Origin of the sequence: Dietzia sp. B19, from assembly GCF_014145155.1 — a bacterium.
In the GTDB taxonomy this organism is placed as follows: domain Bacteria; phylum Actinomycetota; class Actinomycetes; order Mycobacteriales; family Mycobacteriaceae; genus Dietzia; species Dietzia natronolimnaea.
In genome coordinates this window covers 1-23,294 of sequence record NZ_JAALED010000064.1, presented here as the reverse complement: position 1 = coordinate 23,294, position 23,294 = coordinate 1, and the positions used below count along the sequence as shown (strand labels likewise).

Here is a 23,294-nt window from a genome sequence, read left to right as displayed (position 1 = left end):
CGGGCCGGTCCGCGTCGCGTCCTCGAGGGGACACGCCGTTCCGGCAGCACCCGGACACGGTGACCCCGTGGCCGGTCCGCGCGACCGGGCGGGGGACGGGACGGGGGACGCGGTACGCGGCGTCGGTCCGGACCGGCAGTCCCACGGTGGGCTCGATACGGACCGGTATGGCGCAGACCGATACGACGCGGACCGAATCGACGAGGCCTACCCACAGCCGGACGAGGCCACCCAGAAACGTCGCTGGCAGATCATGGCCGGCACCAGCGCGGCGGCCGTCGTGGTGATCGCGCTGTTGTCCGCGTGGCTACTCGGGGCGCTGGCCGGTGGCGGCGACGAGACCCCCCTGTCCCAGCAACTCGACGCGATCGAACGGGCCGCGCAGGCCAGCAGGTCCGCCGCGACCACCGAGCCCGCATCGGACGAGTCGGGCCCGGGGGAGACCGAGCCCACCCGTGAGGCACCGTCCACGCCCGTCACGGTCTCGGACGTCACCTCGTGGCAGCCCGTCGGGTCGGCGGGGGTCGCAGAGAACTCCTCGAGCGCCCCGAACGTCGCGGACGGTGACAGGTCGACCTCGTGGTCCACCGACACCTACCGCAACCAGCTCGGCGACGGCGGGGCCGCGTACAAGCCCGGGGTGGGCCTCCTGTTGACCCTCGACGGCGAGCAGGAGACCCGGCGCGTGGTGGTCCACTCGGACGACGACGGTGTGCGCTTCGAGGTCCGGGTCGCCGACAGTGCGTCCCCGGACTCTCTCGAGGACACCACCCTGCTCGGCGAGGGGACGATCCGGGACGGCTCGGGGACCGTGACGATCGACGAGCCCGAGGAGTCCCGGTACCTGATCGTGTGGTTCACCCGGCTCGGTACCTCCGGCCCCGAGTCGTACGCGGCGTCGATCAGCGAGATCCTTCTCACCCGGTGATCCGGCCCGGCCACGGCCGAGCCCTCCCGGCCGCATCGACGACGAGAGCGACGTCGCGAGCGAGGTCGCGAGCGAGGTCGAGCCGGCTGCCCGCTCCCGGGCCCGAGGTGACAGCCCCACGGCGGTCCCCGCCGCGTTAACGTCACCGCCGTGAACACCAGCGCCGTCGACGATCTCTCCACGGTCACGGGACGCTCCCCGCTCACCGCCGGGTCGCGCCTCACGGCCGGGTCCGCGCTCTCGGACGTCGAGCTGCTCGACGCGCACATCGCCGGCGACCCGGACGCGTTCTCCGCCCTCGTCCGGCGCCACTACGACTACCTGTGGCGGCTGGCCATACGGACCTCCTTCAACCGTGAGGACGCCGCCGAGGCGCTCCAGGACGCCCTCATCTCGGCGTACCGGAAGGCCGACTCCTTCCGCCACGCCTGCCCCGTCCAGGGTTGGCTCTACCGCATCGTGGTCAACGCCTGCCTGGACAAGATGCGGTCACAACGCCTGCGCACCCACTCCGAGCTCACTCCCAGACTGCACGAGGAGATCTCGCTGCGGGACCACTTCTACCAGGACCCCGCCTACGCGATCATCGTCGCCGAGGCCCTGGCGGAGCTGCCCACCGACCAGCGGGACGCGGTCGTCGTCGTCGACATGCTGCGCTGCACGGTGGCCGAGGCGTGCCACCTGCTCAACGCCCGCCCCGGCACCATCAAGAGCCGGTGTTCGCGCGGGCGGGCCACGCTCAGCGTGCTGCTCGCGGGGGTCACCCTCACCGACTGAGGGAACAACACCGACCCGCCGGGTGTTGTCGCCTTAGTAGATCCATCGATCGGCATAGTGGTTCCGCAGATCGTGTGGATCCGCAGATCGTCCCGGCCCACGTTCCCCACCCGCCAAGGAGTCCGAAGAACCCATGAGCGACACCCTCCACGACGTCATCATCGTCGGATCCGGCCCGGCCGGGTACACCGCCGCCATCTACTCCGCTCGGGCCGAGCTCAAGCCGGTGGTGTTCGAGGGTTCGCAGTTCGGCGGTGCGCTCATGACCACCACGGAGGTCGAGAACTTCCCGGGCTTCGCCGAGGGGATGATGGGCCCAGACCTGATGATGCAGATGCGGGAGCAGGCCGAGCGCTTCGGCGCCGACCTCCGCATGGAGGACGTCACCTCGATGGACCTGGCCGGCGAGGTCAAGATCGTCCGCGTGGGGGAGGAGGAGCACCGCGCCCGCGCCGTGATCCTCGCCATGGGCACCGCCGCACGCTACCTCGGCGTCCCCGGCGAGCAGGAGTACCTCGGCCGTGGCGTGAGTTCCTGCGCCACCTGCGACGGATTCTTCTTCCGGGACAAGCCGATCGTCGTGGTGGGCGGCGGCGACTCCGCCATGGAGGAGGCCACCTTCCTCACCAAGTTCGGTTCCTCGGTGACCATCGTGCACCGGCGGGAGGAGTTCCGCGCCTCCAAGATCATGCTCGAACGGGCCAAGGAGAACGAGAAGATCTCGTTCGTCCTCAACACCACGGTCGACGAGGTGCTCTCGGGTGCCAGTGGATCGGTCGAGCGCCTCAAGCTGCGCAACACGGTCACCGGTGAGACGAGCGAGCTCGAGACGGCCGCGATGTTCGTGGCGATCGGTCACGACCCGCGCTCCGAATTGGTCCGGGACCAGGTGGAGGTCGACGAGGACGGGTACGTCCTCACCGGCCAGACCACCGCGACCTCGATCCCGGGGGTCTTCGCCTGCGGCGACCTGGTGGACCACCGCTACCGGCAGGCCATCACGGCCGCCGGTTCGGGGTGCGCCGCCTCGATCGATTCCGAGCGTTGGCTCGCCGAGCAGGCCTGACCCCCACCGGGCGGACCCGATCCGCGCGGGCGGGACACCCGGGACGCCCACACCCCCACCCCGAAAGGACCCACCACAATGGCCGTGAACACCCCTAACATCATCGACGTGACCGAGGACGACTTCGCCGAGGCCGTGCTCGCCGCCAGCGGGTCGAAGCCCGTCCTGGTGGACTTCTGGGCCACGTGGTGCCGCCCCTGCACCATGATGGCGCCGGTCCTGGACGAGCTCGCCGGAGCCGAGTCCGACAAGCTCACGGTCGCCAAGGTCGACGTGGAGGCCAACCAGGAGCTCGCCGCCGAGTACCAGATCACCGCCATCCCGGCGATGCTGCTGTTCTCCGAGGGCAAGCCGGTCAAGCGCATCACCGGAGCGAAGTCCAAGTCGGCGCTGCGCACCGAGCTCGGGGACGTCCTCTAGACGCCCCGCCCACTCGGGTGCGCTCCGGGCACGTCCGCGCCGGAGGCGGTAAGTTCATCCGGGTACCCAGTCGAGTGGAGCGGAGGAGAACCATGGCGTGGCGACGCGGTGACCGTGGGCCCGAGGTGGCCTCGATCCGGGCGACCCTCGCGGGAATGGGCCTGTTGCACAACATCGAGTCCGTCGGGGTCACCGAACCCCAGACCGGATCGATCCTGGCCCGGACCGACGCCGTGTTCGACGCCGACCTGGAGACGGCCGTCCTGGCCTTCCAGCAGGCCCGTGGGCTCATCTCGGACGGCATCGTGGGTCCGTCGACCCAGGCGGCGCTCCATGACGCCACCCACGTCCTCGGGACCCGCGATCTCAGCTACATCGTCTCCAGGCCCATGGCGGGGGACGACGTGGCGCAGTTCCAGCGTCGGCTCGGGGAACTCGGTTTCTACGCGGGACTGGTCGACGGCACCTTCGGTCCCCTCACCCATGCCGCGGCGACGGACTTCCAGCGGGACTGCGGCCTGCCCGCGGACGGCGTCGTGGGAGCCGAGACCCTGGACACCCTGAACAGGTTCTCCACCCTGTTCAAGGGTGGGGACGTCTCCTCGCTGGTCGAGCGCGAGCGGGCGCGGACCTCCGGCCCGATGCTCGCCGGCAAGCGGATCGTCCTGGACCCCGGCCCCAGCGGTTCGGAGAACCCGATCCGCATGGACACCCCGCACGGAACCATCACCGATGCCGAGCTGCTCTGGGACATCACCCGGCGGTTGTCCGAGCGGATGAACCAGGCGGGGGTCGAGGTCTTCCTCTCCCGGCCGGAGGCGATGATCCCGACCGACCCCGAGCGCGCCGAGATCGCGAACGCCTTCAACGCCGATCTCATGATCTCGCTCCGCCTGGACCGGCATCCCAACCCGGTGGGCAACGGTGTCGCCACCTTCTACTTCGGCAACTCCCTGGGTGCCGAGTCGATGCTCGGGGAGGCGCTGTCCGGGTTCATCCAGCGCGAGATCGTCAGTCGCACCAGTCTCCGCGACTGTCGCACCCACGGGCGGAGCTGGCCCCTTCTCCGGATGACCCGGATGCCGTCCATCCAGATCGTCCTGGGGTACGCCTACAATCCCCGCGATCTCTCCATCCTCGGGGACCGCACCGCACAGGACACCATCATCGACTCCATCCTCGTGGGGGTGAAGCGCCTCTACCTACTCGACGAGGACGATCACCCCACCGGGTCGATGTCCGTCAACGAGCTGATCGACTACGAACAGCGTCAGCGGGACTGACGTCCCGCCCGCGGGTCCACCGTGTGCCGGGCGGTCGCCCCGGACAACACCCCCAGCCTCCTGGTGGCGAATCCCCGCTCCGCGAAGAGCTGATCGAGCGCCCTCTCGACGTCGGCCTTCCAGAGATGCTCACTCTCGATATCGAGTCGGAGTCTCGGATGGGTCTCGTGCTCGGCCACGACGGTGAACCCGTGCTCCACGAGGAAGCCGGTCGGAGCGATGCACGACTCCGAACCACACGTGTCACGTGACAGTACGTCCCCGGTGTCCCCGGACGTCACCCCGAAGGCCTCAATCGCCTTGATTCCGCGTCGGCGCAGATCCACCACCACCGCATCGAGGAGCGAGGTCAGCGCACCGCCGGGCGCCCCGTGCTCGATGCTCAACCCCGCCAGGAGGATGGCGTCCGAGCCCACCGGGGAGGTCGGGAAGCAGGCCGCACGCGGCACCATCCCGGGGGGCGCGTAGAACGCCGCCCCGGTCGAGCGGTCACCATAGCTGGCTATCTGACCACACACACCCCATTCCAGGGACACGTGGGAGATCCACGCCTCCTTCTCGAACTCGGGATCCCCCGGCTCGTCCTGGCCGACCTGCCCGTCAGTCTGCCAGTACACACATTTGCGAGCCCGGGGCCCGAGCTGGTCCACGGCGGAGAGGTCGAGCGGCCGGATCGAGTTCATCGCGGCGATCCGGGCGTCCCGCCCTCGAGTAGCGTCAGGACCCGGTTCAGGTCATCGGCGTCGCCCACGTCGATCGTGATGCGCCCCTTTCGCCGCCCCATGGTGACCGACACCGACGTCTCGAAGCGATCGGACAGTCGACCCGCCACCGCCTCCAACTCAGGATCCCGTCGGCGACCCTGTGGCGCGGGGGAGGGCCTCGACGCCGTACCGTCGCCCTCCCGGTTCAACAGTGTGACGATCTCCTCCGTGGCCCGGACCGACAGGCCCTCCGCCACGATTCGCGCTGCGAGCTCGTCCTGGGCGGGCGCCCCGGCCTCGAGGCCCAGCAGTGCTCGGGCATGGCCGGCGGACAGCACACCGGCCGCCACTCGGCGCTGGACAGCGGTCGGCAACTGGAGCAGACGGATGCTGTTGGTGATGGCCGGACGCGACCGACCGATCCGGGTCGCGAGCTCGGCCTGCGTCACGTCGAACTCCTCAAGGAGCTGTTGGTACGCCGCCGCCTCCTCGAGGGGATTGAGCTGGACCCGATGGATGTTCTCGAGAAGCGCGTCCCGGAGGAGATCCTCGTCGTCGGTCTGCCGCACGATCGCCGGGACCGTCGGGAGCTCGGCCCGTTGGCTCGCGCGCCAGCGTCGCTCGCCCATGATGAGCTGATATCGGCCGGCCGCGATCTCACGGACGACGATCGGCTGGAGGAGCCCGAACTCTTTGACGGAGTGAGCCAGCTCGGCCAGCGCCTCTTCGTCGAAATGGGTTCGGGGCTGTTTCGGGTTCGGCTCGATCGCCGACGGAGGGATCTCGCGATACACCGCGCCGGGATCCACGAGGTCGTCGGTTTCACGTGAAACATCGTCGTCCCTCGCACCGTCCGGACGGGGTGCCCGATCGGCGTCGTCGACGGAGACGTTGCTCGCTGCCGACATCCCCGGACCGCTGGACCTCGGCCTGGGGGGAGTGGTCCGCGGACCACCGCCCCTCGGACCCAGGATCACGTCGGCTGCATCACTGCCCAGACGTGGACCCTCGTCCGGCCCCGTGGGGATCAGGGCGGCGAGCCCCCGGCCGAGACCACCCCTGCGTTGCTGACTCATCGACTCTCCTCCGTGCCGGTGGACACGCGGCCGTCCTCCACGTGTGAGTGCAGACGATCCGCGCGGCTGTTGAGCTCCTTCGCCGCGTCCAGGTACGCGAGAGCGCCGCGGGATCCGGCGTCGTACTGGAGGATGGTCATCCCGTACCCGGGAGCCTCCGACACCTTGACGCTCCTCGGGATGACGGTACGGAGCACCGTGTCACCGAAGTGGGTACGGACCTCGCCGGCGACCTGCTCTGCGAGCTTGGTCCGTCCGTCGTACATCGTCAACATGATGGTGGAGATCTCCAACGACCGGTTGAGGTGCTGCTGGATCAACTCGACATTGCGCAGCAACTGGCCGACCCCTTCGAGCGCGTAGTACTCGCACTGGATAGGGATCAGCACCTCACTCGCCGCCACCATCGCGTTCACCGTGAGCAGTCCCAACGAGGGGGGACAGTCGATCAGGACATAGTCAATGCCCAACGACACGAGGTCCTCGCTGTTGAGCACCTCGGCGAGCCGATGCTCCCGGTGGTCGAGGCCCACCAATTCGATCTCGGATCCCGCGAGATCGATCGTCGCCGGGATACAGAACAGACGCTCGGCATGGGGACTGCTCTGCATGAGGTCTTCCAGGGCGTGTTCCCACATGAGGAGCTCGTAGCTCGACGGGGTTCCCTCCCGGTGATCCACTCCGAGCGCGGTGCTGGCGTTGCCCTGCGGGTCCATGTCGATCACCAGGACACCGAGACCACCGAGGGCGAGAGACGCCGCAAGATTGACCGTCGAGGTGGTCTTACCCACCCCACCCTTCTGATTGGCGATGGTGATGATCCGCGGATGCGGGGGCCTCGGCAACGCGGGGGCGTCGCCGTGGAGTACCTCGTTCGCCTGCCGTGCGGCCGCGAAGATCGGGGTCTCGTCTTCGGACATCCGTCACCTTTCAACTACCTGTCAGAGCAACTCAGCGCATCGTCCCGATGCCCCTGCCGCCAGTGTTTCACGTGAAACCGACATCGCCCGCTGCGATTCCGACGGACATCACCGATGCCGTGAACCGCGTGCGCGAGAGCGGGAGCCACGGCTACCCACTCTAGTCGCGAGCGTCGCAATGACGAGCCTCGTCTCCTCCGCATCCGGCGCGGACACGACCTCGACGCGCGCACCATCAAAGCCCAGTTTCCGGAGGGCCCGCTCGTCTCGTTCGATCTCGTCCGCGGCGGAGGCACCCTTCAGCGCCACCATCCGACCACCCGGTCTGAGCAACGGCGCAGACCATCCGGCGAGCCGCGAGAGCGGAGCGACGGCCCGCGACGTCACCACGTCAGCACCGCCGGCGTCTGCGATCACGCCCTTCTCCTCGGCACGACCGCGCACCACACGAACATCCAGTCCCAGTTGGTCGACCACCTCGAGCAGAAAGGTCGACCGACGGAGGAGGGGCTCGACCAGAGTGATGCGGAGATCGGGTCGGGCAAGCGCGAGCGGGATGCCCGGTAGGCCGGCGCCGCTGCCGATGTCGACCACCGACTCGTTCTCCATGAACCCGACGGCGGCCGCCGCACTGTTGAGTACATGTCGGTCCCACAGCCGCGGGCGCTCGCGTGGTCCCATCAGCCCCCGCTCCAGACCGGCGGTCGCGAGGATCTCCACGTACCTGACCGCGAGGGGGAGACGGTCGCCCAACACTGAAGCCGCGCCGGCGGGAGGTTCCGGGGGAGTCTCGACCATTGACGTCTCACTCGTATCGTCCCGGGCGTCATCGCTTGTGGACGCATCGACCTCGTCACGTGTCGTTTCGTGCCCTGTGTCCTCGTTCATGTCACCGTCGTCCTCTTCCGGCGCGAATCGCCTCTGGTTTCACGTGAAACATCCCCCGAATAACATCGATGTAAGTAGCCGTGTCCGCACCACGCTCAACCCCTACATGACGCCGGGGGCGCGGGCTCCAAGCCCGCGCCCCCGTTAGTCTCGCTGTCCGGCACTCGAACCGGCTCGGTCAGTCCGGCAGCTCGGTCAGGTCGGCAGGACCACGACCCGCCGATTCGGCTCGGCCCCGGTCGAGTCCGAGGACACTCCCTCGATCTCCGCTATCGCATCGTGGATGACCTTCCGCTCGAACGGGGTCATCGGCTCGAGCTCCTCGGGTTCGCCGGACTCGAGCACCCGCAGTGCGGCCACCCGACCGGCCTCGGTCAACGCCTCGCGTTTGGCAGCGCGCCACCCGGAGATGTCCAACATCAACCGGCTGCGATCTCCCAGCTCCTGCTGAACGGCCAACCGGGTCAGTTCCTGCACGGCGTCGAGAACCGCACCGTCGGAACCCACGAGGCGATCCAGATCCTCGCTCCCGTCGATGCTGACGATCGCACGATCGCCCTCGACATCCAGATCTATGTCCCCGTCGAAGTCCAGGATGTCCAAGAGCTGCTCGAGGTAGTCACCGGCCACCTCGCCCTCCTCGACAAGACGCTCCTCCGACACCTCGATGTTCTTCTTCGACATGGATCTGCCTCCGTCATCGCCGCCGATCGCCGCGCCCGTCCTGGCCGGCGAGTACTCACCCCAAGTATGGGACAAGGTCCCCGATGCCGGGGCATCGGGGACCTTGTCGGTGGTCTGACTGACCTGCGGTCAGCGTTTACGCTTCTTCTTCTTGCCCTTACCGCTTCCCCCGCCGCTCTTCTGTGCGGGGCGCGTCCGTTGACCGCCCGGCTGCTGAGGTCTCTGACCCGGCCGAGGAGCCGCGCCCGGAGAGGGCGCGGGAGCGACCGCCGGGGCGGCGTCCGGGTCGTCGTCGTCATCCGACGTCACACCGGCCACCGTCTCCTGGGAGGCCACGGCGGTACCTGTCGGGGCACCCCGGCCCCTCTTGGGGTTGACGGGCTTCACGCCGACCCTCGGGGCGAGGGACTTCTGCTCCTCACGGCGCTTGAGGGCGGCCACGTCGTCCTCCTTGGCCATCTTCTCGAAGAGGTAGTACTGCTGGCCGAGGGTCCACAGGTTGTTGGTGACCATGTAGACGAGGATCGCCATCGGCCAGAACGCGCCGGTGACCAGGATGCCGATGGGGAAGGCCCACAGCATCAACTGGTTCATGATCTTGGCCTGCGGGTTGGCTGCGGCCTCAGGCGACTGGCGGGACAGCGAGATCCTGGCGTTGAGGTGCGTGGTGACCGCCGAGACGATCATCAGCGGGATGGCCACGATGATGATGTTCCAGCGCTCGAAGTCCAGTGCCGCCCCGGGGTCGACGAACGCCTGGAACTGCTCGATCGGCTGGGAGATGAACGACGACAGGGGAGCGCCGAACAGCCGCGCGTCCAGGAAGCTCTGGACCTCGTCCGCGTTGAAGACGTAGTTGCCGGTGTTCCGCGTCTCCTCCGCGCTCATACCGAGCGCACCGAAGTTGTTGCCCATCCGGTTGAAGGACCGGAGCACATGGAACAGACCCAGGAAGACGGGGATCTGGATGAACATCGGCAGACAACCGAGGACCGGATTGAACCCCTCGGACTTCTGGAGCTTGCGCGTCTCGGTGGCGAGCTTCTCGCGATCGTTCTTGTACCGCTTCTGCAGCTCCTTCATCCGCGGCTGCATCTCCTGCATCTTCCGCGAGAAGCGGATCTGCTTGGCCGCCGGCCAGAACAGCAGGATGCGGAGGGTGACCACGAGGAAGATCACGGAGAGCGCCCAGATGGCGCCGTTGGAGTCGGGTGACTCCACCCAGGGAAGAAAGCCCCCGAGGAACGCGAAGATCTTGTGCCAGAACCAGAGGATCCCGGAGATCGGGTAGTAGACCAGAGGGTCGGTGATGAACGACATCGGTGGTGGAGTCCTAGCTTCGTTCGGAGTTGTCGGGATGCTCGTGGGGATGATCCGCGGGATCGTCGGGGGCGCGGGGCTCGGAGGAACGGGATTCCGGGACCGGATCCCACCCGCCGGGAGTCCAGGGACCACACCTCAACAACCGCCACACCGAGAGCCACGTCCCGTACCAGGCGCCGTGCACTCGAACGGCCTCGACCGCGTAACTGCTGCAGGTGGGTTCGAACCGACAGCTCGGTGGGGTCAGGGGCGAGATCCCCTTCTGGTAGAAGTCGAGCATCCACAGAAGGACCCGGGCCACGGGGCCGTGGCGGCCCTCGGTCATGACCGCTCCTCACGAGCACGCGGCACCGCGGAGGACAGACCGGAACGCATATCGCGGACCAGATCGTCATGGGAGGCCGCCGCAGAGGCCGGATTGGCCCTGACCACGATCAGGAGATCGGGATCGAGCTCCGCCAGCAACTCGGCGGCGATATGACGAAGCCGCCGGCTGACACGGTGGCGGGTCACCGAGTCACCGACGGCTTTGCTGACGACCAGGCCGAAACGAGGACCGCCCACGCGGACGTCCGAAGAGTCCACGTGGGCGTGTACGACCATCGTCCGGCGGCCCTTCCTCGCACCCCTCCGCACCACCGCCGCGAAGTCAGCGGAACGGTGGAGCCGGTGGGTCCTGGGAAGCACCCGCCACCCCGGCCCGGATCAGGCCGTCAACGAGGCGCGGCCCTTACGGCGGCGAGCGCCGACGATGCCGCGTCCGGCGCGCGTGCGCATCCGGAGACGGAAGCCGTGCACCTTGGCACGACGACGGTTGTTCGGCTGGTAAGTCCGCTTGCCCTTGGCCATGATTGGCTCCTCACGTGAAGTAGGCGCCACTCGTGCGCCCGATCGAGTTCCTGATGTCGTCGAAACACCACTGACGGGCGGTACCACGACGCGCCGCACGCCTCACGGGCGCGCGACAGACTGCTCAAGATTACGCGCACGATGGCCTCGCCACCAAACCGTGTAATCACATCCGCACCATCGGTACCACCCTGCAGGCCACGGCAACACGCCGGGGCGCCGGATGCTTGACATCCGCCCTCCAGTTGATCTTGAGGGTTGCCCACGAGTTCACGGTGTTGTTACGGTCATTCATCATCGAGCCCCACCCGGGCCGCCTAACGTAATCACGACGCAGCAGACCCACCCTCACGCACTGGAGACCGAACCCGCCACCGCGGGGCCGGTCTATCTTCCACAGCTGTGGACAACCATGTGGATACCGCGTTGGACCTGGGTCGGAGCCTGTGGATAGAGTGTGGTGCCCGGCCGGGCCGAGAGGGTCGGCCACCCGGAACCACTTCACACCGACGAGAGGAGACCGCCCACCGTGTCTCCTGACCTCGAACACGTGTGGAGCGCGGTCCTCGACAAGCTGACCGACCCGTCTCTGGCCAGCGATGACAATCCCGCGTTGTCCCGCCAGCAGCAGGCCTGGTTGCGCCTCGTCCAACCGATCGCCGTGGTCAACGGGTTCGCGATGCTCGCCGCGCCGTCCGCGTTCGCCCGGGACAACATCGAGTCGATCCTGCGCGGGCCGATCACCCGCGCGCTCAGTTCCCAACTCGGGGAGCCCGTCGATCTGGCGGTCAAGGTCGACACCTCCCTCGCCGGCCGGCACCACCACTCCGATGCCGACGATCCCCGGATCGACGTCGACGAGATACACCGACCCGAGCCGGAGGCCTCCCATCCACCGGCCACCTCGCGCCCGGTCCGCATGACCGAGGAGCAGATCGCGGCCGAACGACTGCTGCACGGCAGCGACCGCGACGAGGCCCTGTCGGCGGCGACCGCGCCTGGACTCAACGAGCGGTACACGTTCAGCGCGTTCGTCCAGGGGAACTCCAACCGGTTCGCCCGAGCGGCGGCGCTCGCAGTCGCGGAGGCCCCGGCGCGCGCCTACAACCCGCTGTTCATCTGGGGCGAGTCGGGGCTCGGCAAGACACACCTGCTCCACGCGATCGGGCACTACTCCCTGAGGATGTACTCCGAACAGAAGGTCAAGTACGTCTCGACCGAGGAGTTCACCAACGACTTCATCAACTCCGTCCGCGACGGCCGCCAGAACATGTTCAAGAAGCGGTACCGCGAGGCCGACATTCTCCTGGTCGACGACATCCAGTTCCTCATCGGCAAGGAGCAGGTGCAGGAGGAGTTCTTCCACACCTTCAACACGATCCACAACGCCCAGAAGCAGATCGTCATCTCCTCCGATCGGCCCCCCAAGCAGCTCCAGCCCCTCGAGGACAGGCTGCGTACCCGCTTCGAGTGGGGTCTCATCACGGACATCCAGCCGCCCGAGCTCGAGACGCGAATCGCGATCATCGACAAGAAGGCCAAGTCGGAGAACTACGTGGTCCCCCGCGATGTCCTGGAGCTGATCGCCACACGCGTGCAGCGCAACATCCGCGAGCTCGAGGGTGCGCTGATCAGGGTCGTCGCGTTCGCCTCCCTCAACGGACACGAGATCGACGTCCCGTTGGCCGAGGTGGTCCTGCGCGACGTGGTCTCGGACGACGATTCCCTCCAGATCTCGGCCGCGACGATCATGGCGGTGACCGCGGAGTTCTTCTCCACCAGCATCGACGAGCTCTGCGGGACGTCGAAGACCCGGTCTCTCTCCCGCGCCCGCCAGATCGCGATGTACCTCTGTCGAGAGCTCACGGACCTCTCGCTACCCAAGATCGGCGTCACCTTCGGCGGCAAGGACCACACCACGGTCATGTACGCCCAGCGGAAGATCCTCAAGGAGATCAAGGACGACCGGCGCATGTACGACCAGATCCAGGAGCTCACCGCCCGGATCAAGGAACGCTCGCGGTCTCTCTGACGGCTCTCCGACCCGTCCCCCCGGCCGCACACCCACGCGATCCCTCTGCTGCTCCTGCGGCGGCTCCTCCGTGCGCTCGCCGATGCCTTCGTCCATGCCCTCGTCGGGCCGCCCCCCGAGTGGCCCGGCGCCGCACACGCCCGCCCCACGGACCACCCCCGGTTCTCGAGAGTCGGAGTCGTGTGACCGTTCCGACATGTAAATGTGACCCCCCTCACAACATGTGCCACACCCTTCACACCTGTGGACAACTCTGTGGGTTCCTGTGGACCGACGGTGGACAGACGGTGGACCGAAATCTGTGATTCCACCCGCGCCGCTCGCAAGTCACAGGATGAGCCGATTCGGTCCACAGCCACAATCGCACCCTGAACTGCGTAGACAGGTGTCGGCTCACAATTTCACAGGACCTACTACTACTACTTATCTCTCTAGAGAGTTCTTGTAAGAAGTAGGTATGTGGAACGGCGAGCCTGCTTGACCGGGTTACAGGACTCCGTGTTCCCGCTGTCGGCGGGAGCGGTTACTCTCATGGAGATGATCCGGCGGACCCCGTCGGACGCCAGAGAACGCCCGAGACCGCAGCCGCGAACAGACCACTCGTCCAGATACCGGCGGTACGCGCCCCGCCCAGAAAGAGGTCACCGATGGAGATCACGGATCCGACGTTCCGCGTCACCCGCGAGGACTTCGCCGATTCGGTGGCCTGGGTGGCGCGGACCCTTCCGTCTCGACCGTCGGTCCCGATCCTCGGCGGGGTTCTCCTCGAGGCGGACTCCGGTCTGACCATCTCGGGTTTCGACTACGAGACCTCCGCGCAGGTCTCCGTCCCGGCCGAGGTGTCCGAGCCGGGGAGCACCCTGGTGTCCGGTCGGTTGTTAGCCGACATCGCCCGCGCGCTCCCGGACCGTCCGGTCGAGGTCACGGTGAGCGCCCAGAAGATGTACATCAACTGCGGCACCGCCAAGTTCACCCTGCCCACGATGCCGGTCGAGGACTACCCGCAGCTGCCGGCGATGCCCGGGGTGACCGGATCGGCCGCGGTCGACGCGTTCTCCGAGGCCGTGGCCCAGGTCGCCGTGGCGGCCGGCAAGGACGACACGCTCCCGATGCTCACCGGCATCCGGATGGAGATCGAGGGACCCCGGGTCACCCTCATCGCGACCGACCGGTTCCGCCTGGCCATCCGCGATCTGGAGTGGGAACCCGCTCGCGAGGACGTGGCCGTGGAGGTCCTGATCCCGGCCAAGACGTTGTCCGACGTGACCCGGTCGGCGGGGCAGGGTGGGCGTGTCGACCTCAGCCTGGGCGCGGGCTCGGAGGTCGGGGCGGACGGCATCATGGGCGTGCTGGTCTCCGGGCAGCGCACCACGACGCGGCTCCTCGACGCCGAGTTCCCCAAGGTCCGCCAGCTGCTGCCGACCCAACACACCTCGATGGCGGTCGTCCAGGTCGACGCGCTGGTGCAGGCCATCAAGCGCGTCGCGCTGGTCGCGGACCGGGGAGTGCAGGTCCGGATGACGTTCTCCGACGGCGAGTTGGCGCTCTCCGCGGGCGGGGATGACGCGGCCCAGGCCTCGGAGACCCTCCCCGTCGACTTCCTCGGTGAGCCCCTGACCATCGCGTTCAACCCCGGTTACCTGTTGGACGGGCTCGGCAGCATGCACTCGGCGCGCGTCGCGTTCGGGTTCACCCAGGCCAGCCGTCCCGCGGTCCTGCGTCCCGCTCCCGAGGAACTGCCCTCCCCGGACGCCGACGGCGCGATCGCCCCCGTCGACTCGAACCACACCTACCTGCTCATGCCGGTCCGCCTGCCGGGCTGACCCGGCTCTCCCGAAGCCGCCCGGCATGCACCTGCGTCACCTCAGGCTCCTGGATTTCCGATCCTGGCCTCTGCTCGAGCTGGAGCTGGAGCCCGGGGTGACCACACTGGTGGGGCGCAACGGTCACGGGAAGACGAACGTCCTCGAGGCCGTCGGGGTGCTGGCCACCCTGAGATCGCACCGGGTTGCAGCCGAGGCACCGATGATCCGCACGGGCGCGGAGACGGCCATGATCGCCGCCCTCGCCCACAACGCCGGACGTGAACTCACCGTGGAGCTGGCCCTCAACTCGGGGCGGCCCAACCGGGCGCGGCTCAACACCTCGCCCTGCCGCCGCCTCGGCGACATCCTCGGGGTGGTGCAGTCCGTGCTCTTCGCACCCGAGGACCTGGCCCTGGTCCGGGGGGAACCGGCCGAGCGTCGCAGACTGCTCGACGAGCTCCTGGTCCAACGTCGGCCCGCCCACGGGGGCGACCTCGCCGAGTACTCCTCTGTTCTCCGACAGCGGTCGGCCCTCCTCAAATCCGCCTCCGGCGTTCTCCGGCGCGGGAGGGGGGAGGAGGCGGAGGCGGCCCTGGACACGCTCGACGTGTGGGACGGTCGTCTCGCCCAACTCGGGGCGAGGATCGTCGCGGGGCGCGTCCTCCTGCTCGAGGAGTTGCGACCACTGGTCGTCGATGCCTATCGCGGTCTGGCGCCGGAGTCCCGTCCGGCCGATCTCGCGTACCGGTTCCGGGTCGGCGCCGCGCCGGAGGAGTCCGAGTTGGCCGACCCCGAGCTCGTCGAGGCTGTCCTGCTCGCCGAGCTCGGGAGGAGACGCCAGGACGAGATCGACCGGGGGATGTCCCTCGTCGGACCTCACCGGGACGATGTGGTCCTGTCGCTCGGTGACGAGCCCGCCAAGGGGTTCGCCAGCCACGGCGAGACGTGGTCGTTCGCCCTCGCCCTGCGCCTCGGATCGCTCGAACTCTTCCGGGCGGACGGCATCGAGCCCGTCCTGCTCCTGGACGACGTGTTCGCCGAACTCGACCGCCACCGCCGTGCCGCCCTCGCGGCGGCGGCGACCGGCGTCGAACAGGTCTTGGTGACCGCGGCGGTCGGCGAGGACGTCCCGGACGGATTGCGGGGGGTCCGTCATGACGTGGTGATGACGGGGGAGGGCGCGGGTCGTCACTCGGACATCACGGTGTCGCGCCGCGCCGCCGGACGTCACGACGAGGTTATGGACGACGACCAGAACGACGGAGACGACGACACCGCACCCTCGACCAGGGAGGTCCACAGGTGACCGACGATCAGCGGAGGGATCCGATAACACCGTCCGACCCGCCACAACGCGGTTATGACATCGCGAGGCAGGCCCTCGAGGAGGCGCGCACACGGGCTCGTGCGGATGGCAAACAGGTCGGTCGCGGGCGGACCGGTCCGGTGGGAGGCGGGAAGCGGCTGCGCAAACGTGGCTGGACCGGGTCGGGTGCCGACCCCTGGGATCCCCAGCCGCTCGGGCGACTCGTCGGCCAGGTCGCCAAGAGACGGGGTTGGGACGACAAGGTCACCACCGGTCGGCTGTTCGCGGAGTGGGACCGCATCGTCGGCGAGGACATGTCCGCGCACGCCACCCCGGAGCGACTCGAGGAGGGCGTGCTGTACGTCCGCGCCTCCAGCACCGCGTGGGCGACCCAACTCCGGCTCGTGGCGGCCGACATCCTCCGCAAGATCGCCGCGGCCATGGGACCGGGTCACGTGCGTCGCCTCAAGATCGAGGGCCCCGAGAAACCCAGTTGGCGGAAGGGCCCGTTGCACGTGTCCGGTCGTGGGCCGCGGGACACCTACGGCTGAGGGGCGGAGCCACCCGGGTGGCCATCGGGCCCGTCCTGGCGAGCCCGGGGGCCGCGCGCGGGTTGTCGCAGGTAGACTGGGCCGGTCCCAGACCCCCGAGACGCGAGGAGTTCGCACGTGGCGGACGCCAAGAGCAAGGCCAGCAAGAAGGGCACGAACGACTACGGTGCGTCATCGATCACCGTTCTCGAAGGACTCGAGGCCGTCCGGCTGCGTCCGGGTATGTACATCGGCTCCACAGGGACGCGCGGTCTGCACCACCTGATCTGGGAGGTGGTGGACAACTCGATCGACGAGGCAATGGCCGGCCACGCGACCGGTGTCAAGGTGACCTTACTGGAGGACGGCGGCGTCGAGGTGATCGACGACGGCCGTGGCATCCCCGTCGAGATGCACGAGCAGGGCATGCCCACCGTGCAGGTCGTCATGACCCAGCTGCACGCGGGCGGCAAGTTCGACTCCGACTCCTACGCGGTCTCCGGTGGTCTCCACGGCGTGGGCATCTCGGTGGTCAACGCGCTGTCGACCCGGGTCGAGGTGCAGATCAAGCGGGACGGACGCCTGTGGCAGCAGAACTTCAACATGGCCGTCCCCGAGGAGCTCGTCGACGCCGGGCCCGCCGAGGGAACCGGCACCAGGGTCCGCTTCTGGGCTGACGGGTCGATCTTCGAGTCCACCGAGTACGACTTCGACGTGGTGGCCCGTCGCCTCCAGGAGATGGCGTTCCTCAACAAGGGCCTGACCATCACCCTGACCGATCGACGGTCCCGGGCGGAACAGGCAGCGGAGCTCGACGCGATCGCGGACAGCGAGGGTCGCGGATCCGACTCCGCGCCCGGTTCCGACGAGGGGTCGGACATCGAGCACGCCGTGGACGCGGAGCAGGCCTTCGTCGAGGGGGCCGTCGAGACCACCGAGCCCGCCGAGCCGGTCAAGGTCCGTGAGCGCAAGCGCACCTTCCACTACCCGGACGGCCTCAAGGACTACGTCACCGCGATCAACAAGTCCAAGACGGCGATCCACCAGACGATCCTCTACTTCGAGGGCAAGGGCACGGGCCACGAGGTCGAGGTCGCGATGCAGTGGAACTCCGGGTACTCGGAGTCGGTCCACACCTTCGCCAACACGATCAACACCCATGAGGGCGGCACCCACGAGGAGGGCTTCCGCGCCGCGCTGACCTCACTGGTGAACAAGTACGCCCGCGACAAGAAGCTGCTCAAGGAGAAGGACCCCAACCTCACGGGTGACGACATCCGCGAGGGCCTCGCCGCGGTGATCTCGGCCAAGATCTCCGACCCCCAGTTCGAGGGTCAGACCAAGACGAAGCTGGGCAACACCGAGGTCAAGGGCTTCATCCAGCGGCAGGTCTCGGAGCACGTCGGTCACTGGTTCGAGGCCAACCCGGCCGAGGCCAGGGTGATCGTCAACAAGGGCATCGCCTCGAGCCAGGCCCGCGTCGCCGCCCGCAAGGCCCGCGAGATGGTCCGCCGCAAGTCGGCGACCGATATCGGCGGGCTCCCCGGGAAGCTGGCCGACTGTCGCTCCAAGGACCCGGCCAAGTCCGAGTTGTACATCGTGGAGGGCGACTCCGCCGGCGGCTCGGCCAAGTCCGGTCGGGACTCGATGTTCCAGGCGATCCTGCCGCTGCGCGGGAAGATCATCAACGTCGAGAAGTCCCGGATCGACAAGGTCCTCAAGAACACGGAGGTCCAGGCGATCATCACCGCCCTGGGCACGGGTATCCACGAGGAGTTCGATCTCGAGAAGCTGCGCTACCACAAGATCGTGTTGATGGCCGACGCCGACGTCGACGGTCAGCACATCTCGACGCTCCTGCTCACCCTCCTGTTCCGGTTCATGAAGCCGCTGGTGGAGAACGGGAACGTCTACCTGGCGCAGCCGCCGCTGTACAAGCTCAAGTGGGGCAAGGGCGAGCCCGACTTCGCGTACTCGGACCGCGAGCGCGACGAGCTCCTCAAGATCGGTCTGGAGAAGAAGCGCAAGATCAACGTCGAGGACGGGATCCAGCGCTACAAGGGTCTCGGTGAGATGAACCCCAAGGAGCTGTGGGAGACCACCATGGATCCGACGGTGCGCACCCTCCGGTTGGTCACGCTCGACGACGCCGCGGCCGCCGACGAGTTGTTCTCGATCCTCATGGGCGAGGACGTCGACGCGCGCCGCAACTTCATCACCCGCAACGCGCGGGACGTCCGCTTCCTCGACGTGTGATCCGCGCCCCCGGTCGGCGGGCATCTCGCAGGGAGGGCAGCGGTATCGCCCGCGAGATGCCCGCCGACCCGTGGGCTACAGGCTCCCGCAGTCGTTCGGCGCGGGTTCTCCCGCGAGCCGGCGGGTGACGAAGTCCAGGGCCGCCGGGAAGTTGGTCACGGCCGCCGCGGCGTGCGTCACGCCGGCGACGGGCGGGGTCGTCTCATAACGGAAGTGCACGGCCGTTCCCTGTTCGCACCAGTCCCGGCCGAGCTGCTCGACCTGACCGAGCGGGATGATGTCGTCGTTGACACCCCCGGCGACCATTACCGGGACCTCGGGTCGGAGTCGGCCGATCCGCTGGTGATCGAGGACCCGCAAGGCCTCGGGCTCGGAGCGGATCAGCTCTCCGAGGCTGCGGCCCGAGTGGGTCCACTCGTTGGTGGTGCGCATCCCGTACGCCGAGCGCAGGTCGAGGGTGCACAGGCCGGCGATGTCTGCGAGCGCGGCCCGACCGGCGCCGTTGACCTGCCTGTCGACCACCTGCTGGACGGCGGGGAAGCGCTCGGACATGCCGTTGATGGCGTACCCGATCGCACCGGTGAGCGTGGAGCCGTCGATGTGGTCGAGCACCGCCAGCAGATCCGCCGGGGGAGCGGACGCGTAGGCCGCCCGCAGGTCGACATCCGGGGCGTACACGGGGGCGAGCTCGGCAGCGGCCGCGGAGGCACCTCCACCCTGGGAATGACCCCAGAACACCACGGGAGCGTCCCCGCTCAGAGCGCGGGCGGCCCGGGCACCGTCCAGCATGGCGTGGGCCTGCTCCACCCGGTCGGAATAGGTGTGCACGCCGGGCGTGCCGAGCCCGATGTAGTCGATCACCATCACCCGGAAGCCCTGGGCGGCCAGGACCAGCGCGAACGCCTGCTCATACGAGGGCACCGCGCCCCCGGTCTGCGGGTTCACGCCGAGCGCCGTCTCAAGATTCCGGGACGGGGCACACGCATCGCCCTGACCCTGCGTACCGGGCCCGATCACGATGGTGGGTCGTGGACCGGGACCGTTCCACCGTGCGGTCGAGTCGTACAGCGCGCCGGATGTGGCCACGGGTCGACCGTCGACGTCGAGGGTCTGGTAGACGACACGCTGAGCCACCGCCGGCAGCGGGGAGGGAAGCGGAGGCAGTCCGGGGACGGATACCGCGAGCGGTAGGTCGGCCGGTTGCGCACGGAGGACGGCGCCCGGGGACGAGGGTGCGAGGCCCCGGGTGTCGTAGAAACCGCCCGGCTGGTCGAACTGGACGCCGTCCCGGTTCGCGGTCGGCTGCGTCACCGGTTGCGCGTCGGCAGGGGCTGCAAGGCCGCTGACGAGCGCAAAGACAGAGGCTCCCGCCACGGCCACAAGACGACGGTATCGGTGGCCGGGTCCACCACGGAGGCGCGACATGACGGAAATGTTACGTGCGTCACATCATCTGGGCACGGCAATCCGTCGAGACGGCCCGAGACCAGGCGGCCCGAGACCGGGCGAGCGGACAGGGTCAGCGAGGACCGGGTCCGGGAGCGGTGACGCCCGGAGGACCCGGCGGCGCACCCGCTCGAGGACCTGTTCCATTCGCAGATAATAGGGTGCCCGAGGCGTGCCCTCGAACCCGTTTCCCCAGGACCTATAGACTGGGCGGGTCGTACGGCCGCCGTCAGAGCACGCGCGTGCCCGCGACATCGTCTGCGAGAGAAGCCAGCGCGACGAGGAACCGAAGAGGAGCCCATGACGGACACGACGTTGCCGCCCGACGCCGGGGGACACGACCGCATCGAACCGGTCGACATCCAGGCGGAGATGCAGAGAAGCTACATCGACTACTCGATGAGCGTCATCGTCGGGCGGGCCCTCCCGGACGTCCGGGACGGGCTCAAGCCCGTCCACCGTCGCATTCTCTACGCGATGTGGGACAACGGCTACCGGCCCGACCGTAGCTACGTGAAGTCCGCGAAGCCCGTCGCCGACACCATGGGCAACTACCACCCGCACGGTGACTCGGCCATCTACGACACCCTGGTCCGTCTGGCCCAGCCGTGGGCGATGCGCTACCCGATGGTCGACGGCCAGGGGAACTTCGGTTCGCGCGGCAACGACGGTGCGGCCGCGATGCGCTACACCGAGTGCAAGATGACCCCGCTCGCCATGGAGATGGTGCGGGACATCGACAAGAACACGGTCGATTTCCAGCCCAACTACGACGGCAAGACGTCCGAACCGGTCGTTCTGCCGTCCCGGGTACCGAACCTGCTGATCAACGGCTCCAGTGGCATCGCGGTGGGAATGGCCACCAAGATGCCGCCGCACAACCTCCGCGAGGTCGCCGAGGCCGTCTACTGGGTTCTGGAGAACCCGGACGCCGGGGACGACGAGGCGCTCGACGCCTGCATGGGCTTCATCAAGGGGCCGGACTTCCCGACCCACGGGTTCATCGTCGGGGACCAGGGCATCAAGGACGCCTACACCACCGGGCGCGGTTCGATCCGGATGCGCGGCAAGACCTCCATCGAGGAGGACGGCAACCGCACCGTCATCGTGATCACCGAGCTGCCCTACGAGGTCAACCCGGACAACATGATCCTGTCGATCGCCGAGCAGCTGCGCGACGGCAAGATCGCCGGCATCTCCAAGATCGACGACGAGTCGTCCGATCGTGTGGGCCTGCGGATCGTCATCACGCTCAAGCGCGACGCCGTGGCCAAGGTCGTCCTCAACAATCTCTACAAGCACTCGCAGCTGCAGACGTCGTTCGGCGCCAACATGCTGTCGATCGTCGACGGCGTGCCGCGCACGCTCCCGATCCACCAGCTGGTGCGGCTGTACGTCACGCATCAGATCGAGGTCATCGTCCGGCGCACCCAGTACCTGCTGGACGAGGCCGAGCGGCGGGCCCACATCCTGCGCGGGCTGGTCAAGGCGCTCGACGCTCTCGACGAGGTCATCGCGCTCATCCGTCGGTCGCAGACCGTCGACATCGCCCGCGAGGGTCTCAAGGACCTCCTCGACATCGACGACGACCAGGCCCAGGCCATCCTCGACATGCAGCTCCGCCGCCTCGCGGCCCTGGAGCGGCAGAAGATCGTGGACCAGCTCGCCGCCATCGAGCTCGAGATCGCCGACTACAAGGACATCCTGGCCAAGCCCGAGCGGCAGCGGGCGATCGTCGGAGACGAACTCCGCGAGATCGTCGAGAAGTACGGCGACGACCGACGCACCGTGATCATCCCGGCCGACGGCGACGTCACCGACGAGGACCTGATCGCCCGCGAGGACGTCGTCGTCACCATCACGGAGACGGGTTACGCCAAGCGGACCCGCACGGATCTCTACCGCGCCCAGAAGCGGGGCGGCAAGGGTGTGCGGGGTGCGGAGCTCAAGCAGGACGACATCGTCCGGCACTTCTTCGTCTCCTCCACGCACGACTGGCTGCTGTTCTTCACCACGAAGGGCCGGGTCTACCGCGTCAAGGCCTACGAGCTGCCCGAGGCCAGCCGCACCGCGCGGGGCCAGCACGTGGCCAACCTCCTCGCGTTCCAGCCGGAGGAGCGGATCGCCGGGGTCATCCGGATCAAGGGGTACCAGGACGCCCCGTACCTGGTCCTGGCCACCAGCAACGGCCTGGTCAAGAAGTCCCGTCTCGAGGACTACGACTCGCCTCGCTCGGGCGGTCTCATCGCCGTCAACCTCCGCGACGGCGACGAGCTCGTCGGTGCCGCCCTCGCCGGCCCCGAGGACGACCTCCTCCTGGTCTCCGAGAAGGGACAGTCGATCCGGTTCCACGCCAACGACGACACGCTCCGCCCGATGGGCCGTGCGACGTCCGGTGTCATGGGGATGCGGTTCAACGACGGCGACGCCCTGCTCAGCATGTCGGTGGTCCGTTCGGAGATGGACGAGAACCAGCTCTTCCTGCTGGTGGCCACCGAGCGCGGGTACTCCAAGCGCACCGCGCTGGCCGAGTACACCGCCCAGGGCCGGGGCGGCAAGGGCGTGCTCACGCTCATGTTCGATCCCAAGCGCGGCAAGCTCGTGGGTGCGACGATCGTGGAGTTGCAGGACGAGCTCTACGCCATCACGTCCAGCGGTGGCGTGATCCGCACGTTCGCCAAGCAGGTGCGCAAGGCGGGCCGGCAGACCAAGGGCGTGCGCCTGATGAACCTCGCCGAGGGCGACTCGCTGCTGGCGATCGCCCGCAACGCCGACGAGCCCGACGACGACGACCGGCTCGACGCCGGGTCCGACAAGGAGTAGAAGGCGATGACCGAGCCGAGCGACGGACCCGAGAGCGGCCCGGCACCCAAGGGTTCCACCCCTGCGCCGGGCTTCGGCGGGTCGGCCAGCTCCACGACCGGGGCGGAGTCCCCCGCCGTGGAGACCACCCCCGACGACGCGACCGCGACCGCGTCGTTCCCCGCGGCGACCCAGCACC

At 68.3% G+C, this 23,294-nt stretch carries 20 protein-coding genes and 1 pseudogene; 11 read left to right on the top strand and 10 right to left on the bottom strand.

Annotated features, from left to right (window positions below):
* The 5 genes and pseudogenes from G6020_RS02750 to G6020_RS02730 form a co-directional block, all read left to right on the top strand.
* A pseudogene (locus tag G6020_RS02750) lies at window positions 1-928 on the top strand (hypothetical protein); the annotation flags it as partial.
* A gap of 150 nt (window positions 929-1,078) precedes the next feature.
* Complete coding sequence (gene sigM, locus G6020_RS02745; RefSeq protein WP_182609583.1) at window positions 1,079-1,705, top strand: RNA polymerase sigma factor SigM; 627 nt, start codon at window positions 1,079-1,081, stop codon at window positions 1,703-1,705.
* A 133-nt stretch (window positions 1,706-1,838) separates the two neighbouring features.
* Window positions 1,839-2,771, top strand: a complete 933-nt coding sequence (trxB, locus tag G6020_RS02740) for a thioredoxin-disulfide reductase (protein WP_182609582.1) — start codon at window positions 1,839-1,841, stop codon at window positions 2,769-2,771.
* Between the two features lie 78 nt (window positions 2,772-2,849).
* Window positions 2,850-3,191 carry a thioredoxin gene (gene trxA, locus G6020_RS02735; protein ID WP_179524000.1) on the top strand — a complete coding sequence of 114 codons (342 nt, stop codon included), beginning with the start codon at window positions 2,850-2,852 and terminating at the stop codon, window positions 3,189-3,191.
* Between the two features lie 92 nt (window positions 3,192-3,283).
* Window positions 3,284-4,474: an N-acetylmuramoyl-L-alanine amidase gene (locus G6020_RS02730; RefSeq protein WP_179524001.1), complete on the top strand. Its 1,191-nt coding sequence runs from the start codon at window positions 3,284-3,286 to the stop codon at window positions 4,472-4,474.
* On the opposite strand, the gene G6020_RS02725 is transcribed toward G6020_RS02730, so the two are convergent.
* From G6020_RS02725 to rpmH, 9 genes are all read right to left on the bottom strand, one after another.
* The gene (locus G6020_RS02725; protein WP_182609581.1) at window positions 4,462-5,157 is read right to left on the bottom strand and encodes a hypothetical protein; all 696 of its coding nucleotides are present in this window, start codon (window positions 5,155-5,157) and stop codon (window positions 4,462-4,464) included. The genes G6020_RS02730 and G6020_RS02725 overlap by 13 nt on opposite strands.
* Complete coding sequence (locus tag G6020_RS02720) at window positions 5,154-6,254, bottom strand: ParB/RepB/Spo0J family partition protein (protein WP_182609580.1); 1,101 nt, start codon at window positions 6,252-6,254, stop codon at window positions 5,154-5,156. The genes G6020_RS02725 and G6020_RS02720 overlap by 4 nt, the downstream gene beginning before the upstream one ends.
* Window positions 6,251-7,174: a ParA family protein gene (locus tag G6020_RS02715; protein ID WP_182609579.1), complete on the bottom strand. Its 924-nt coding sequence runs from the start codon at window positions 7,172-7,174 to the stop codon at window positions 6,251-6,253. Before G6020_RS02715 ends, G6020_RS02720 begins: the two co-directional genes overlap by 4 nt.
* Before the next feature lie 108 nt (window positions 7,175-7,282).
* Window positions 7,283-7,972 carry a 16S rRNA (guanine(527)-N(7))-methyltransferase RsmG gene (gene rsmG, locus G6020_RS02710; RefSeq protein ID WP_241732540.1) on the bottom strand — a complete coding sequence of 230 codons (690 nt, stop codon included), beginning with the start codon at window positions 7,970-7,972 and terminating at the stop codon, window positions 7,283-7,285.
* A gap of 285 nt (window positions 7,973-8,257) precedes the next feature.
* Complete coding sequence (locus G6020_RS02705) at window positions 8,258-8,746, bottom strand: R3H domain-containing nucleic acid-binding protein (protein WP_179524006.1); 489 nt, start codon at window positions 8,744-8,746, stop codon at window positions 8,258-8,260.
* 129 nt (window positions 8,747-8,875) lie between these two features.
* Window positions 8,876-10,066: a membrane protein insertase YidC gene (yidC, locus tag G6020_RS02700; protein WP_182609577.1), complete on the bottom strand. Its 1,191-nt coding sequence runs from the start codon at window positions 10,064-10,066 to the stop codon at window positions 8,876-8,878.
* A gap of 13 nt (window positions 10,067-10,079) precedes the next feature.
* A complete protein-coding gene (gene yidD, locus G6020_RS02695; RefSeq protein ID WP_182609576.1) occupies window positions 10,080-10,394 on the bottom strand; it encodes a membrane protein insertion efficiency factor YidD in 315 nt (104 codons plus the stop codon).
* Window positions 10,391-10,756, bottom strand: coding sequence for a ribonuclease P protein component (gene rnpA, locus G6020_RS02690; protein ID WP_182609575.1), 366 nt, complete (start codon window positions 10,754-10,756; stop codon window positions 10,391-10,393). Before rnpA ends, yidD begins: the two co-directional genes overlap by 4 nt.
* Window positions 10,757-10,774: 18 nt before the next feature.
* Complete coding sequence (gene rpmH / locus G6020_RS02685) at window positions 10,775-10,918, bottom strand: 50S ribosomal protein L34 (RefSeq protein WP_179524010.1); 144 nt, start codon at window positions 10,916-10,918, stop codon at window positions 10,775-10,777.
* Between the two features lie 550 nt (window positions 10,919-11,468).
* Between rpmH and dnaA the strand changes: the two genes are divergently transcribed.
* The 5 genes from dnaA to gyrB all read left to right on the top strand — a co-directional run bounded on the left by dnaA (window position 11,469) and on the right by gyrB (window position 18,847).
* A complete protein-coding gene (gene dnaA, locus G6020_RS02680; protein WP_259844122.1) occupies window positions 11,469-12,950 on the top strand; it encodes a chromosomal replication initiator protein DnaA in 1,482 nt (493 codons plus the stop codon).
* A gap of 647 nt (window positions 12,951-13,597) precedes the next feature.
* Window positions 13,598-14,773, top strand: coding sequence for a DNA polymerase III subunit beta (gene dnaN, locus G6020_RS02675; RefSeq protein ID WP_182609574.1), 1,176 nt, complete (start codon window positions 13,598-13,600; stop codon window positions 14,771-14,773).
* A 25-nt stretch (window positions 14,774-14,798) separates the two neighbouring features.
* On the top strand, window positions 14,799-16,061 hold the full coding sequence (gene recF, locus G6020_RS02670; RefSeq protein WP_182609573.1) for a DNA replication/repair protein RecF: 1,263 nt from the start codon (window positions 14,799-14,801) through the stop codon (window positions 16,059-16,061).
* Complete coding sequence (locus tag G6020_RS02665) at window positions 16,058-16,612, top strand: DciA family protein (protein WP_179524013.1); 555 nt, start codon at window positions 16,058-16,060, stop codon at window positions 16,610-16,612. Before recF ends, G6020_RS02665 begins: the two co-directional genes overlap by 4 nt.
* Before the next feature lie 117 nt (window positions 16,613-16,729).
* Window positions 16,730-18,847 (top strand): DNA topoisomerase (ATP-hydrolyzing) subunit B, encoded by a 2,118-nt coding sequence (gene gyrB / locus G6020_RS02660; RefSeq protein WP_179524014.1) that lies wholly within the window; start codon window positions 16,730-16,732, stop codon window positions 18,845-18,847.
* Window positions 18,848-18,922: 75 nt separating this feature from the next.
* Here the strand turns inward: gyrB and G6020_RS02655 are convergent, their stop codons facing one another.
* On the bottom strand, window positions 18,923-20,158 hold the full coding sequence (locus G6020_RS02655) for an alpha/beta fold hydrolase (protein ID WP_304815956.1): 1,236 nt from the start codon (window positions 20,156-20,158) through the stop codon (window positions 18,923-18,925).
* Between the two features lie 435 nt (window positions 20,159-20,593).
* Here G6020_RS02655 and gyrA point away from each other — a divergent pair, with 435 nt between their 5' ends.
* Complete coding sequence (gyrA, locus tag G6020_RS02650) at window positions 20,594-23,116, top strand: DNA gyrase subunit A (RefSeq protein ID WP_182609572.1); 2,523 nt, start codon at window positions 20,594-20,596, stop codon at window positions 23,114-23,116.
* Window positions 23,117-23,294: the final 178 nt, after the last annotated feature.